This is a genomic window from Pontibacter sp. GD7 (genome assembly GCF_058216375.1).
Genome location: NZ_JBYZMP010000004.1, coordinates 21,411 through 35,278, shown reverse-complemented (window position 1 = coordinate 35,278; position 13,868 = coordinate 21,411). Strand labels below are relative to the sequence as shown.

Genomic DNA, 13,868 nt, shown 5'->3' with positions numbered 1-13,868 from the left:
ATTCTTATCCGCCCAAAATTAGATTGAAAAATATTTTATTCAAACTATATGTTACTAATTTGTTCGTAGCTTGAATAAGGTATCAATTTCAGGGGTATTTTCTCTCAGGTGCGAGGTGTCGCAGTACTTTTTAACCACAAACATGCTTCCCGTAAAATTGAGCTGGTAAAGGCACAGGTTCTTATGCAGAAACTCATCCATACAGCGCAGCGGGTAGTGCAGCAAATTGCTTAAAAGTATGCGCATGGCGCGTCCGTGCATACAGATAAGTATGTTCTTTTCTTCAGGCCGGCTAAGCATCAGGTCTATAAAAGGGCGCTGACGTGCCGTTACCAGATCAGGGCTCTCCCCGCCTTCTATACATACATGCGTGTCGCCGTTGCACCAGGTTTGCAGCACATGGTAGTAATAGGCATCTTCCTCGGGTGTGATGCGCTGTCCTTCGCGGTGCCCCCAGTTAATTTCATTTAGACCTGAGTGCTTTTCATGCGGTATGCCAAGGTCTATAAAGTTTTGTACGGACTGTATGCTACGCTTTAGAGTAGAAGTATAAACTTTGTCGAAAGGCACATCCTTATACTTCTGGAAAAACCTGGCTGCCTGCTCCTGCCCTACATGGTTCAGGTTAGAATCAACGCCGCTGCCCTGCACAATGCCCTGCTGGTTAAAGTCTGTTTGCCCGTGGCGGATGATGTATACTTTCTTAATACTCAAAATTCCTCTACTTTTGCCTTCTTACTTAATTCAAAGTGCGAAATTAAAAATCGCAGCGTATGCACAAAACTTCTATTACGTTAGATACCCTGAATGAGTGGCGAAAAAACACCATGGTAGAGCACCTGGGCATTGAGCTTACAGAATTTGGGGAAGGTTACATTTGCGGCAAAATGCCCGTAGACCACCGCACGCACCAGCCTATGGGCCTGTTGCATGGCGGCGCCTCTGTGGCCCTGGCCGAAACACTGGCAAGTATAGGAGCCAACATTCACGTTGATCCAACAAAGAAAGCCTGCGTTGGTTTAGAAATAAACGCTAACCACATTAAGAGTGTGCGCGAAGGATGGGTATACGGCAAAGCAACCGCGCTGCATATGGGGAAAAGCACACAGGTATGGGAAACGAAGATCACGACAGAAGCAGGTGACACCGTATGCATCAGCCGCATGACGGTGGCGGTGATTGACAGGAAGTAGTTATTGGTTTATCGTTGGTGGTTGTGGAATCTTGCCAACTGTTTCATCTTCTATTTCTGGCGCGTGAATTTTTCCCGTGTCCTACCAATGAATGTGGAGTCTTTGACTCCACTGGCCAGGAGGGCCAGGAAATAGCAAGATAAGAGCGAGGACGCCTTGAAACCAAAGCTGGAGATTCAACTTCAATGGGGGACTTTTGGCTAAACACTACCATTTGTCATCCTGAAAGGAACTCCGCTCTTCGGGATTACAAATCCCGAAGAGCGGCATAATGGAGTGATGTTATCACAAAAATAAGTATCTATCATCTTAAACTGACTCTAATGGCATTAATTGCTTTTTTCTTACACTTTATTGCAACAATATTAACTACCTTATTTGGTGTACTAATTGGCTGTTTAGCAATTGTGATCTGGAATTGGAGAAGGATAGAGGTAATAAAATTTTCAGTACTATTTAAAAAGGCTCTTTTCTGGTCCTCCTCAGTAAATGTATTCCTATCCTTTTTGCTGATGCTAACCTTTTTTAGTAAATCTGATAAGTTATTTTCCTTACATGAATTGTCCTGGCATCCAATTACTTTTATTATTTACATTGTTATAGCATTTATTTGCCTATATAAGGTCTGTAAAAATCTCACAGAAACTCAAGAAGAATTTTAACTATTAGCTTAATCTATAAAGCCCTCTCTTTCGGATGTGCAATCTAAAAGTATGTTACTTTCAAGATTACAAATCTCGAAGAGCAACTTTAGTTTATACTTTAAGAAATTAACAATGGGTGAAGTAACCCGACATCATACTTTAGAACAGCTTTTTGGTACAGCCATCGCGCAGAACAAGGCGGTGGCTGCCTGGCGTTTACCGCTTACAGAGCAGGTACAGGCTTGCGTATCGCTGCAACAGAATATTACTACAAACCAGCCAAACCTGGAGCAAAGCCCTTTCGGATTCCTGTTTTGCCCGTTCCATAGTTCTGAGCAAGAAAAACAGCTTTTTATTAAAGCCGATGTATACTTTGAAGCAACAACCGGAAGTATAAGCACTGCTGCCGATGCCCCTGCTAAGGCCGTTCAAAGCTTTACAGATGCGTTGCAAAGTATAAATGCATCATCAAACTGGTATAGCTCAGCCACAAACCAGGCATCCTACCAAACAGAAGCAGGCTTTAAAGGCGCTGTGGAAAAAGCCATAAAAGCTATCACAGCCGAGGAGATGGAAAAGGTGGTACTCTCACGAAACTACAGTGAAAGCCTGCCAGCCAACTTCTCCCCTGTCGCTGCTTTTGAGGCCATGTTGCAGGCTTACCCTAATGCTTTTGTATCGCTGGTGTCAGTGCCGGGGGTGGGTACCTGGATGGGTGCCTCGCCAGAGGTGCTGGTAAGTATAAACGAAGAGCAAATATTTAAAACAGTAGCACTTGCCGGCACACAACCAGCCGTAGAAAAAGTGGGCGATGCTATCTGGCGCCAAAAGGAGATTGAAGAACAAGGCATGGTGGAGCGTTACATTCTTAACTGCTTTAAAAGCCTGCGCCTTCGCGAGTACACCGAAGTTGGTCCGCGCACGGTAATAGCCGGTAACCTGATGCACCTGCGCACCGATTTTAAGGTGGACCTGAAGGAAGTGGATTTCCCTACGCTGGGCACTGATATGCTCAGCCTTTTGCACCCAACCTCCGCAGTTTGTGGTCTGCCAAAAGAACCTGCATTGCAGTTTATACTTGAAAACGAGGGCTATAACCGCAGTTACTACAGTGGTTATCTGGGCCCTGTAAATAGCGCTGATGGTACGCATGTGTTCGTAAACCTGCGCTGCATGCAAGTGCGCGACAGCGAGATCATACTGTATGCCGGAGCCGGTATCACCGGCGAGTCTAACCCGGACAAAGAATGGCAGGAAACCCAGCACAAAATGCAGACAATGCGAAGGGTTTTGGCTATTTTTGAATGATATTTTAATGGTTAAATTGTTGGATTGTTAAATTGTTGGTACGCAATTCAATTTAAATTTGGGCTTAAATTGATGGGAGCCGGAACAGTTGTTGGAAAGCCTGAATTATCGCAAAATATTCCAGATTTCTCACAGCTACGCTGGCTCTCTTCGGCTCGTGCCTCAAGAATATTCGAAATGACAGTAAACACACAATAACCATTCAACAATTTAACAATTAAGCAATTCAACAATTAAATAAATGATCCTCCAACCTGTTGTAAACATAGCTGAGATTTGTGCCCGTAAAGGCGTTGAGAATTTGGTGTTGTCGCCGGGTTCGAGGTGTGCGCCGCTTACCATTGCCTTTGCCCGACATGGTGGCTTTACAGTACGCACCGTGAGTGACGAGCGGGCAGCGGCTTTTATGGCACTGGGGATGGCACTTACAACAGGCAAGCCGACGGTGCTGGTGTGCACCTCTGGTACGGCAGCGTTAAACTATGCCCCCGCTGTAGCCGAGGCTTTTTACCAACAGGTGCCGCTTCTAGTACTCACCGCCGACAGGCCAACAGAATGGATAGACCAACTCGACGGGCAAACAATACGCCAGCAAAACGTTTTCGGGCAGCACATTAAGCAAAGCTATACTTTCCCGCTGGACCTGAGCCACCCGGATGCTGTCTGGTACAGCGAACGCATGGTATCGGAGGCTTTAAACGAGGCTGTGGCTTATCCGGCGGGGCCAGTTCACATCAATGTGCCATTGCGTGAGCCCTTCTACCCTACACAAGGCGAGGAGCTAAAGTATGATACTGAGGTAAAAATCATCAAGGAGGAGATACAGGAGTTTATACTTTCCCAGAATGTATCTTTAAAGCTTCAGGAGGAGATCTTGAAGTATAACCGTGTTGTGGTGGTGGCAGGTCAGGAAAAGTATAACCTGCATCAGTTACAAAGCCTGTATGCATTCTCACAGTCCACGGGTGCCGTTATTATCGGCGACACGATCAGCAACATCCATGAAATGCCGGGCACGGTGCGCTACCAGGATGTATTTCTGGCCTGCCCCGACGCTGAAAAGCTAAGGCAGCTACAACCTGACCTGCTGATAACTTTTGGCAAATCCGTTATTTCCAAAAGCCTGAAACTGTTTTTGAGAAAGTATAAACCGGAGGCACACTGGCACATTAAGCCGGCTGGCCATGTGGCAGATACTTTTAAGGCGCTTACTAAGATTGTCAGGTGTTCGGTGCCAAGCTTTATGTATGGTTTGTCTGGCAGTATTAAGAACAAAGCCGCTTTTATAAAAGCCTGGCAGGGCATGAACGCAAAGGCAGGTCAGTTTTTGGAGAGCTATACTTCGGGTGCTGTTTACAGTGAACTGAGTGTGGTGGCGAAAGTAATGCAGCACCTGCCGGTTAAAAGTAACCTGCACCTGGCCAACAGCATGGCGGTGCGCTATGCCAATATCATCAGTTTAAAACCTGAGCAGGAAGTAGAGGTGTTTGCCAACCGTGGTACCAGCGGCATTGATGGCAGCACCAGTACCGCCGTTGGCTGCTCCCTTTCCAGCAATAAACTAAACACCCTGCTCACCGGCGATATGGCTTTCTTTTATGACCGGAACGGCCTGTGGCACAACTACCTACCCAAGAACCTGCGCATTGTCATCATCAATAACCATGCAGGTGGCATTTTCAGGCTGATTGACGGCCCACGCCAGCAACCGGAACTAGAGCCATTCTTTGAAACCAAGCAGGCCCTGAACGCCGAGAACACGGCTAAAGATTTCGGTTTAAAGTATACCGCAGTCAACTCTCTCGCTGAACTGGAGAAAGCACTCCCTGCCTTTTTCGCTGATGATGCTGGGGCAACTATACTTGAGATCTTCACTGACAGCCCTGAGAATGCCGAGGTTTTTGAGAAATACAGGCAGGCGGTGAGGAGTATAGAGTTTTAACCCCTTTGAATCACCTGGCGCCAGCATCCAGCTGGTGCCGCTAAGTGTGCGCGAGTCTCCAGACTCGCTTTTCTGCTGTGTCGGGTTCATCTACACTTTATTCACTCAGGGCTGCGCTCGCAATCTTCGAACTCACGTTCTCGATTGTCCATGGAGGGGAGTTGCTGAAGACGATTAACACACCCCTTGCCCCTCTCAAGAGGGGAATCTCTGCCGTTACTAATTTATACTTGCTGGCCAGTTGCAAAGGTCGTAAGCCAAGAAGTGTCAATCCCAGTTTCTCTGTGGGGGTAGGGGCCCTCTTTAAAGAGCCGCCTTGTGAGATCCGGTGCCAGGAGGGCAGCGCGCAAGCACAGGAAAAGAGGGCCCCTTCCCCCGGAACACAGCGGTGATGCAGAGAAACGAGGCCACGCTTAAGGAGGGCCTCTACCCCCGCCTTGAGCGCACCAAAACAAACTATGAAACAATAGGCAAGTAAAACTGAGGGTTGACAGAAGCTACTAAAGATACCTATCTTATACATTTCCATTCCCTAAACATCTGCCACTCCACCCTTACAAATCCATCAAATAATGTCCAAAATCAGCTTATTCACGTTTAAGTAACTAACAGACAACATGTTTCATTAATCCTTTTAAGCCATGAACCTAACACACGACATGCACCGCGTTGAACGCTGGGCTGATACACACCATCCTATCTGGCTTGATTTTATTAGATTTGGGCTAGGTATATTTTTGATGGTAAAAGGCATTATTTTCCTGGGCGACTCGGAGGCTTTGTTTGCCATATTGCGCAAAAGCCAGTTCCCATGGGTTTCTATTGGCTTGGCCCACTATGTTGGATTTGCGCACCTGGTTGGTGGTCTGTTTATTGCCATTGGCCTGATAACCAGAGTAGCTATACTTTTCCAGTTACCTATTCTGCTGGGAGCTGTGTTCTTCATTAACCCCGAAAGAGGCTTCTATTCTGAAAACGCTGAACTGTGGTCATCTATCATAGTACTGATCCTTTTGATCGTATTCCTGATCTATGGCTCAGGTAAGTACTCTGTAGACCACCTTATCCGGAAGCCTAAAAAAGACTGGCTGTACTAACGTGGCCTGAAAACGTTTTTTTACTTTAATGATAAAGTACGCGCATCGGCTTTGCTGCAATCAATTTAAAGTATAGGCCGGCGCCGTACCTTTAGCCATTTTTCACTGCTTATCCTGAAGCATCTGCACAAATCAGTGGCTGATCATCAATATCAAAGCAAACATTGTTTGTTTTAAAGCAACATCTCTCCCATTTTTGCAGCAAAACGTAAGTTAATACCTTAATCAGGTTTCACCATCGCTGCGCCACGCGATACAGGCTGCTACATACATGAACGAAGAGTTTCTGCTGCTGAACGGTAAAAAGTTTTACTACGACGAAATTGCCAATTATTCTTTCCGGAACAGCATTCCGCTGAATGGCTATGAATCCAAAACGCTTGAATTTTGCCGCAGCTGGCTTAATGGTGTACAGGAGTTCCCGATACAGACATCCGGCTCTACGGGTACGCCGAAAAATATCATACTTACACGCGCGCAGCTGGAGGCGAGTGCACGCCGTACCATTAACTTATTAAACCTGCAGAAAGGCGATACAACGCTTGTTTGCCTGAACACCGAGTATATTGCCGGCATGATGATGCTGGCCCGGGGCTTTCTGGCAGACTTAAAGATGATCATCGTGGAGCCCATTGGCAACCCCCTTACACTGGTTAACCGCGACGAGAACATTGCCTTTGCCGCGTTTGTACCCATGCAACTGCAAACCATACTTCAAGAAACGCCCGATGCTTTGCCGATGCTGGATAATATGAAGGGTATACTGGTTGGCGGGGCCCCTGTAAGTCCGGTTTTGCAGCGTGAACTACAACGGGTGCAGGCACCGATCTACCATACCTATGGCATGACCGAAACAGCCTCGCATGTTGCCCTTCGCCGCCTGAACGGTCCGGAAGCGGCAGAGTATTACCAGGTGCTGGAAGGCATAAAAGTGGGCCTGGATAACCGGGGTTGCCTGACTATAAAAGGCGAAGTTACTAATAACGAGCTCCTGGTAACCAATGACCTGATAGAGTTACTGACCAAAAATCGTTTCCGGTGGATTGGCCGCGTGGACAATGTGATAAACTCGGGTGGCGTGAAGGTGCAGATCGAGAAAGTGGAACTGGCCATTGCAGAGGCCTTTGCCGACACAACCGATTCGCCGCGTTTCTTTATTGCTCCCCAGCCTGATGAGCTCCTGGGCGAAAAAGTGATCCTGATACTGGAAGGAGAGCCCATACCGCCGGAAGAGGAGGAAAAACTTATGGGCAGGTTAAAAGACATGCTGCGTAAGTTTGAGGTACCCAAAGAAGTATACTATAGTCCCGCATTCTCCGAAACGGCATCCGGCAAACTGTCAAGGCAACGCACCATGCAAAAGCTAGGGCTTTACACAGACTAATAAAACGATACTTGCACCCTGCAAGATAACAGGCAGCGCATACACCCGTAATAAGTATAGACCAACGATTTATTATCATGCGAGCTGTACTTTCGGGTGTATGCGCCATATTATGCTTCATGCTGCTTAGTAACTGCAGCGGCAGCAGACTTTCTTCGGGTGCACCTGTAGAACTAAACGAAGCCTGGGCAACTGACAACACCCTGCGCACCCCGGAATCGGTGTTGTACGATCCCACCCGAGACGTTATTTATGTCAGTAACATTAACCAGGTAAACACTGCCAGAAAAGACGGCGACGGTTTCATTTCCAAAATAAACAAGGAGGGTAAAGTAGAGGTGCTCTATTGGGTAACCGGACTGAATGACCCAAGGGGCATGGCCCTGCACAACAACGTGCTCTATGTAGCAGACCTGAACGAGATCGTGGCCATATCGACGCAAACCGGGGCTATACTTGACCGCTACGAAGCAGACAGGGCCAGTTACCTGAACGATGTTGCGGTAGATGAGAATGGAAACGTATACGTGACCGACTCGGAGGAATGGCGCATTTACCTGTTGCGAAACGGCCGTGTAAGCACCTGGATGAAAAACACGGACCGGAAACGCCCAAATGGAATTTTGCTGGATGGTAATCGCCTGCTGGTTACACTCGGCGACGAGGTAAGATTTCTGGACCCTGAAACGCAGAAGTGGAGCAGCTGGACAAGAGGTATAAACATACCTGATGGGATAGCAAAAGTTGAGGGTGGTTTTCTGGTGTCGAGCTGGGACGGTGAGGTATACTTTGTAAACGAGGAAGGCCGTAACTGGCGTATTCTGAACACGGCCGGCAAAGGAATAAACGCTGCAGACATCAGTTACGCAAAAACTCCCGGCCTGCTGCTTGTACCTACTTTTAACGATAACCGCGTGGTGGCATACAGACTAAACCGTTAGGCTATCCGTTTAAACAGTGTATTCCGCTATATTGTTGAAGCAAGGGCAGCCGCACGTTACTGGTGTAGCTGCCTTTCTTTTAAAGCACCACTGAAACTTAAACTATGAAAAAGCTTCCCTCAATGCACATCATTAACGGCGACGCATCCCTGGATGCCTTCAAGGCGGCCAATTTCCCCGGGCAGGTACTTGTCTGGCGAGAGATCCTCTCGGAGGGGCCCGTTATCGGGAGCTTGCCGGAGCAGGAGTTTTGGCAAAAACGCAAACAATTCATCCTCGAAAACTACCACGAAACCACTGAACACTATAAGCTGAAAGTACTGGATGTGCTGGATAAAGTAAACGTTGCCAACGCTTTCTTCGAAGTAACCCTTTGGTTCGATGCCGACCTGATGTGCCAGATAAACCTGCTTTACCTTTTAAACAAGCTCCATCAGGTTAAACCTGCAGTAGTTTCTGTGTGCACACTGGCAGCAGGCAAGAACATTTCAGAGTTTAGCCCCGAAGAGCTGCACCATTTATTCGAAAACAGGCAGGTACAGTCGGAGGAGCAGCTGCAGCAGGCCGAGAAAGTATGGCAATTGTATGCAGGCTCTAATCCTATGCAACTACAACACTACCTGCAAACCCACGACATCCTGGAGCCATACCTGAAACAGGCACTGCAACTGCACCTGCAGCGTTTTCCGGATTGTGAAACAGGTTTGGGTAAGCACGAAGCAGAAATTCTTAAACTGGTAAAAGCCGGAGCAACCACAGAGTTGCAGGTAATGGAGAAGTTCTGGGAGATGCACCTCAACGATTTCGGTTTCGGGGACCTGCAACTGATAGACACGATCAAGCGCATGCAGCCACAGCTGATTACGCCGCAGGAGCCACTTCAGCTTACCCCCTCAGCCGAGAATATTCTGAATGGAAAAGAGAAGTATAATGCTGCCCCTCACTGGCTTGGCGGGGTACTTCTTGAGCCGGAGAAAGGCTGGTGCTACGATACTTCCGAAAATCTTTTGAAACCTGCCTCTAAATTGGCCTAATATCTGCATTAAACAGGGCATACTTATACTTTAACGCAAAAGGAGAAAGAATATGAAGCGAACGTATGCACTAGCCCTGGCAGCCTGTTTACCGCTAGCCGCCCTGACCCTCAACTCACAAGCACAGAAAATAGCAGCCCCTGTACAGGAACACATACTTGTAACCGCCACACCCGATGCAGGCGATGAAAGCAGGAAAGAAACGCTTTCTGGTATCCATTTAAAGCCAGCATCTAAAGGTACTTTTCAACTGGATTTCTCGCAGGAGCTGGATGAGAATGCACTGCTGGAGATTAAAAACAAGGCCGGTAAAGTGGTTTTCTCAAAGCCACTGGTGGCAGCCAGGCAAAATACCTGGAGCTATAACGTAGGCAAACTGCTACCCGACACCTATCTCATTGAAGTAAAAACAAGCGATACCACCTACTGGACGAAATTCCGGGTAGGGGAATAAAACAGAAGCCGCCCTGCAGATATGTAGGGCGGCTTTTTGATTTCAGGCTTGAGTTGAATGCTACTCTGACGGTTAACAACTTACCCACCCCTTATCCCCAATACCGTCAACTTAAGGAGTTTTGTGTAACTCTTGCTCTTTTGCTCTTCGGGATTTGTAATTCCGAAGTACATACTTTTAGGATCTGCAATCCGCATTATCATCCCTGTCGCTCTGGCAAGCTAATAGAAGTAAAAGCGGATTGAAATACTGAAAGAGCATTTGTTTCAAATTGATGGCATTGTCCCTTACCCCTCCGAGGAGTTCTACAACTTATTAAGTTATGGCGCAAGCGTCCTAGTCCCGAATCAAGTCCGGGATCTGGGACTCGTATCCTACTATTTTCTGGCCCTCTGGGCCAGTTGAGTTGAAAACTCAAACAATGAAACTGTTTAGGCTTTTGGCTAAAAGAAATCGAACCCGCCATTGTTGGTGTTTTTCACCAACAATTTAAGGCACTGGCTATTATACTTGCTGGTGAGAACACGCAGCAAGGGCGGGCAGTATGGATTTTAATAAAAGCTAAACAGGCTCAATTTTCTACCACGAGTTTTCAACTCATGGTAGAAAAAAATAGAATGAAACAGCTCTACACCAAATAGGGGAAAATTACTCATGTATGTAATTCCCCTCCTCGGAGCAGTGCCGTTTCATTCTATTTTTGCTGGCGCGGATCTGTGATCCGTGACTTGTTATACCGTTGGATTTGCAATCCAACTGGGCCAGTCGTAGCTCCCGGGCTTGACTCGGGAAGGCCCAGCCATAGCCCGACACAAGTGAGGACGCTCGCGCCATAATCATGTAATTTGCTAGAATGAAACGGCCCTGCCTCCATGGAGGGGTGAAGGGGTGGGTAAATCCAGCTTTAGGATTAGAATCGCGCAGCTTGGGTTATCCTACAAAGTATAAAAATCCTTTAGGAAAAAAAGCTTTATACTTTGCACCAGTTACTAACCACATGATAAAGTATACCGGCTCCTAGTTTAGCTGTCCGGTTGTCAATATCGAAGGCGGGGTTTAGCTCGGCTATGTCTATACTTAGAAGCTTGCCGCTCTGGGCGGCTGTTTTCAGAAGTGTAAGCACCACTTCTGGTTGCAGACCGAGTGCATTAACGGCACTTACACCAGGCGCGTATCCTGCCGCAAATACATCCAGGTCAACGGTAATGTAAAGCCTGTCTACAGTCTCTAGAAAGTTTTTGAGATTATTGATAAGTTCTGGCAGGTTATGCGATTGCACCTGTTCGGCAAAAGTATACTTTACCTCCAGCCTGTCTGCCGTCTGGAAAAGGATACGCGTGTTACCATATTCCTGCAAGCCAATAACCTCATACTTAAACGTGCTTCCTTTTGCCTGGCACCTATCGGCTATCTGCAAAAACGGTGTGCCGGAGCTTGGCTGCTGCGCATAGCTTCTAAGATCAAAGTGAGCATCAAAATTAAGTATGCCTAGTGTTTTACCTTCTACTTCTTGCTCCAGACCCAGGTAATGCCCATAGGCAATTTCGTGTCCGCCACCTAACACCAAAGGCCTGTAGCCGTGTGCCAGCAGGCTGTCTATTTTACGGCCCAGTTGCTCTTGTGCCTCCTCCAGGTTGTGGTTGGTGCACAGCACATCGCCGGCATCAAACAACTGCACATGCTCAGGCAAATGGTATGCAAAAGACGCCATGGCAGTTCGTAAAGCGGCTGGGCCAACAGCGGCTCCTACCCTGCCCATGTTTCTGCTAACCCCCTCATCGCAGCAAAAGCCTAAAAATGCAAAAGCTACCTCGTTTGGGTTTACAGCAGGTATACTTTCAGATAGATTTAGAAACTGCATCGCCTGGTGCCAGCGAAGTCCCAGAGCCCCGTCCTGGGTATCGGTGCGGCCAAGCCAGGCTGCTTTTGTAGATGGTTTATACAAAACTGAATTGCTAAATTGTTGTGAGGTTAAATTGTTGAGAAGCTTACTAACCTTAGTTGCGATTAACCCACCCCTGAGAACTACGCTCGCTAGCTCTAAGGGGTGGGTTTACACCTGCCTGGTTTATCATATATCGCAACTTGAGTCTACTTACTGGTTTATACTTCTTTGCCAGCTTTCCAGATACGGGTCGGCTTTAGTTTACCCTGAAAGTATAAGATCTCCTTGTAGTCATTTGTTGGGAACGCGATCATATCAGCTTTTAGTCCGGCGGCCAGCTGCCCTCTGTCAGACAGGTTCAGGGCGCGCGCGGCGCGTGTGGTAATGGCAGCCAGGGTCTCGGCTGTTGTCAGTTTTTCGGAGGCACCTAACAGCGCAGCCTGCAACAACAGATCGCCCATTGGCGCAGAGCCGGGGTTCCAGTCGGTGGCAATGGCCAGGCACAGGCCGCCATCCAGCATTTTACGGGCAGGCGCATAATGCATGCCCAGCCCCAGAGAGGCTCCCGGCAGCACAGTTGCCACCACACCGGCATTTCGGAGTAAGGTGATCTCTTCGTCGCCACTGGCCTCCAGATGGTCGGCGCTGATGGCACCAGCCTCTGCCGCGACTTTGCTGCCCCCTGTGGTAAACTGGTCGGCGTGTACGGTAACATCAAAGCCTTGTTTTTTGGCTGCAAGTAAATATTCTATAGCTTCTGTTTCGGTAAAGGCCGTATCTTCAATAAAAATATCAACCCGGTTCGCCAACTGCTGTTCTTTTATGGCAGGCAGTAACTCTTCCAATATGGTGTCCAGGTAGGCTTTTGACTCCGAGTACTCGGGTGGGCGCATGTGCGCAGCCAGGCAGGTAGGTATCAGATCAATGGCGTGATGCTTGTTAACCAGTTGTATCGCCTCCAGCATTTTGATCTCATCGTCAACGCTGAGCCCGTAGCCGCTCTTTACCTCGCAGGTGGTAATGCCTTCTTTAAAATGACGATCACAGCGGCGCTTCAGCAGTTCAACCAACTCGATCACCGTAGCTTCGCGGGTTTTGCGCACGCTGTCAAGTATACCGCCGCCACTTCGCGCAATGTCCAGGTAAGATTTTCCGGCTACGCGCATGGCATAATCGTTGGCCCTGGAACCCGCAAAGCAAATATGGGTATGCGCATCAATCAAGCCGGGGAGCAGCACCAGCGGTTCCTCAATGGTTTCTATCGCGTAGTCGTACTGCTCGGCTTCCTGGGTCAGCTTTATAAAATCATCTACCCGAATAACCTCATCATTGCTGATCAGTATACCTGCATTTTCCAATACCTGTAATTGCTCATCGGCAATGGCTCCGCTTTCAGGCAACTCTGCCATTGTCAGTATCTGCGAAAAGGGGCCAATTAAAGTATGGGTTGATGCTGATGTCGTCATGGTTTTATTAATGTCATTTCTAGTAGTTAATTTACTTAGTGTTACTAGCTGCCCTATTTTTTAGTTTGCTCTGACACAACCTATAAAAGAGCCAGGATGGGTACATCTGTAGCGGCTATTGCTATTGGAAAGTAAAGTATAAATTCTGATTCGTAGGGACAGGTCGTGACCCAATGTCGTCAACTTAAGTAAAATGCTCTTTTGGACTTCTTAGTCCGGAAGCTTTCTGCCGGGGATTTCCTAATCCCCATATTACTGTAATGTGCGGACTAGGAAGTCCGCAGCAGAAAAAGATCCGGACAAGGATATCCGAATCAGCAGTACAAAATCCTTAAGTTGACGGCATTGGGTCGCGACCTCTCCGAAGAGCGCCATCAAAAATATAACTTATACCTTAATCAAGAAACAGCGCCCCTCCTGTTCTTAAGCTACTATTAGCACACAAATTTACATTCGCTGTTATTCCTACCACGAGTTGAAAACTCGCGGTAGATAGACCATTTTATACTTGTGTTCTAAG

11 protein-coding genes are annotated in these 13,868 nt (G+C 47.6%); 8 read left to right on the top strand and 3 right to left on the bottom strand.

What is annotated here, in order from left to right:
- Positions 1 to 54: 54 nt before the first annotated feature.
- Positions 55 to 714, bottom strand: a complete 660-nt coding sequence (locus AC4BAP_RS07560) for a histidine phosphatase family protein (RefSeq protein WP_490582018.1) — start codon at positions 712 to 714, stop codon at positions 55 to 57.
- A gap of 59 nt (positions 715 to 773) precedes the next feature.
- Here AC4BAP_RS07560 and AC4BAP_RS07555 point away from each other — a divergent pair, with 59 nt between their 5' ends.
- From AC4BAP_RS07555 to AC4BAP_RS07520, 8 genes are all read left to right on the top strand, one after another.
- Positions 774 to 1,193, top strand: a complete 420-nt coding sequence (locus AC4BAP_RS07555) for a hotdog fold thioesterase (RefSeq protein ID WP_490582017.1) — start codon at positions 774 to 776, stop codon at positions 1,191 to 1,193.
- 713 nt (positions 1,194 to 1,906) lie between these two features.
- The gene (locus AC4BAP_RS07550) at positions 1,907 to 3,145 is read left to right on the top strand and encodes a chorismate-binding protein (protein ID WP_490582016.1); all 1,239 of its coding nucleotides are present in this window, start codon (positions 1,907 to 1,909) and stop codon (positions 3,143 to 3,145) included.
- A gap of 241 nt (positions 3,146 to 3,386) precedes the next feature.
- Positions 3,387 to 5,087 carry a 2-succinyl-5-enolpyruvyl-6-hydroxy-3-cyclohexene-1-carboxylic-acid synthase gene (gene menD / locus AC4BAP_RS07545; protein WP_490582015.1) on the top strand — a complete coding sequence of 567 codons (1,701 nt, stop codon included), beginning with the start codon at positions 3,387 to 3,389 and terminating at the stop codon, positions 5,085 to 5,087.
- Between the two features lie 641 nt (positions 5,088 to 5,728).
- Positions 5,729 to 6,184 (top strand): DoxX family protein, encoded by a 456-nt coding sequence (locus AC4BAP_RS07540; RefSeq protein WP_490582014.1) that lies wholly within the window; start codon positions 5,729 to 5,731, stop codon positions 6,182 to 6,184.
- A 271-nt stretch (positions 6,185 to 6,455) separates the two neighbouring features.
- Positions 6,456 to 7,568 (top strand): AMP-binding protein, encoded by a 1,113-nt coding sequence (locus AC4BAP_RS07535; protein ID WP_490582013.1) that lies wholly within the window; start codon positions 6,456 to 6,458, stop codon positions 7,566 to 7,568.
- Between the two features lie 119 nt (positions 7,569 to 7,687).
- Complete coding sequence (locus AC4BAP_RS07530) at positions 7,688 to 8,509, top strand: SMP-30/gluconolactonase/LRE family protein (RefSeq protein WP_490582012.1); 822 nt, start codon at positions 7,688 to 7,690, stop codon at positions 8,507 to 8,509.
- A 104-nt stretch (positions 8,510 to 8,613) separates the two neighbouring features.
- Entirely contained in the window at positions 8,614 to 9,543 is a 930-nt protein-coding gene (locus AC4BAP_RS07525) for a DUF1835 domain-containing protein (protein ID WP_490582011.1), read from the top strand.
- A 52-nt stretch (positions 9,544 to 9,595) separates the two neighbouring features.
- Entirely contained in the window at positions 9,596 to 9,997 is a 402-nt protein-coding gene (locus tag AC4BAP_RS07520; RefSeq protein WP_490582010.1) for a T9SS type A sorting domain-containing protein, read from the top strand.
- Between the two features lie 970 nt (positions 9,998 to 10,967).
- Here the strand turns inward: AC4BAP_RS07520 and hutG are convergent.
- Positions 10,968 to 11,942 carry a formimidoylglutamase gene (gene hutG / locus AC4BAP_RS07515; protein ID WP_490582009.1) on the bottom strand — a complete coding sequence of 325 codons (975 nt, stop codon included), beginning with the start codon at positions 11,940 to 11,942 and terminating at the stop codon, positions 10,968 to 10,970.
- Positions 11,943 to 12,100: 158 nt separating this feature from the next.
- Positions 12,101 to 13,348: an imidazolonepropionase gene (gene hutI, locus AC4BAP_RS07510; RefSeq protein WP_490582008.1), complete on the bottom strand. Its 1,248-nt coding sequence runs from the start codon at positions 13,346 to 13,348 to the stop codon at positions 12,101 to 12,103.
- Positions 13,349 to 13,868: the final 520 nt, after the last annotated feature.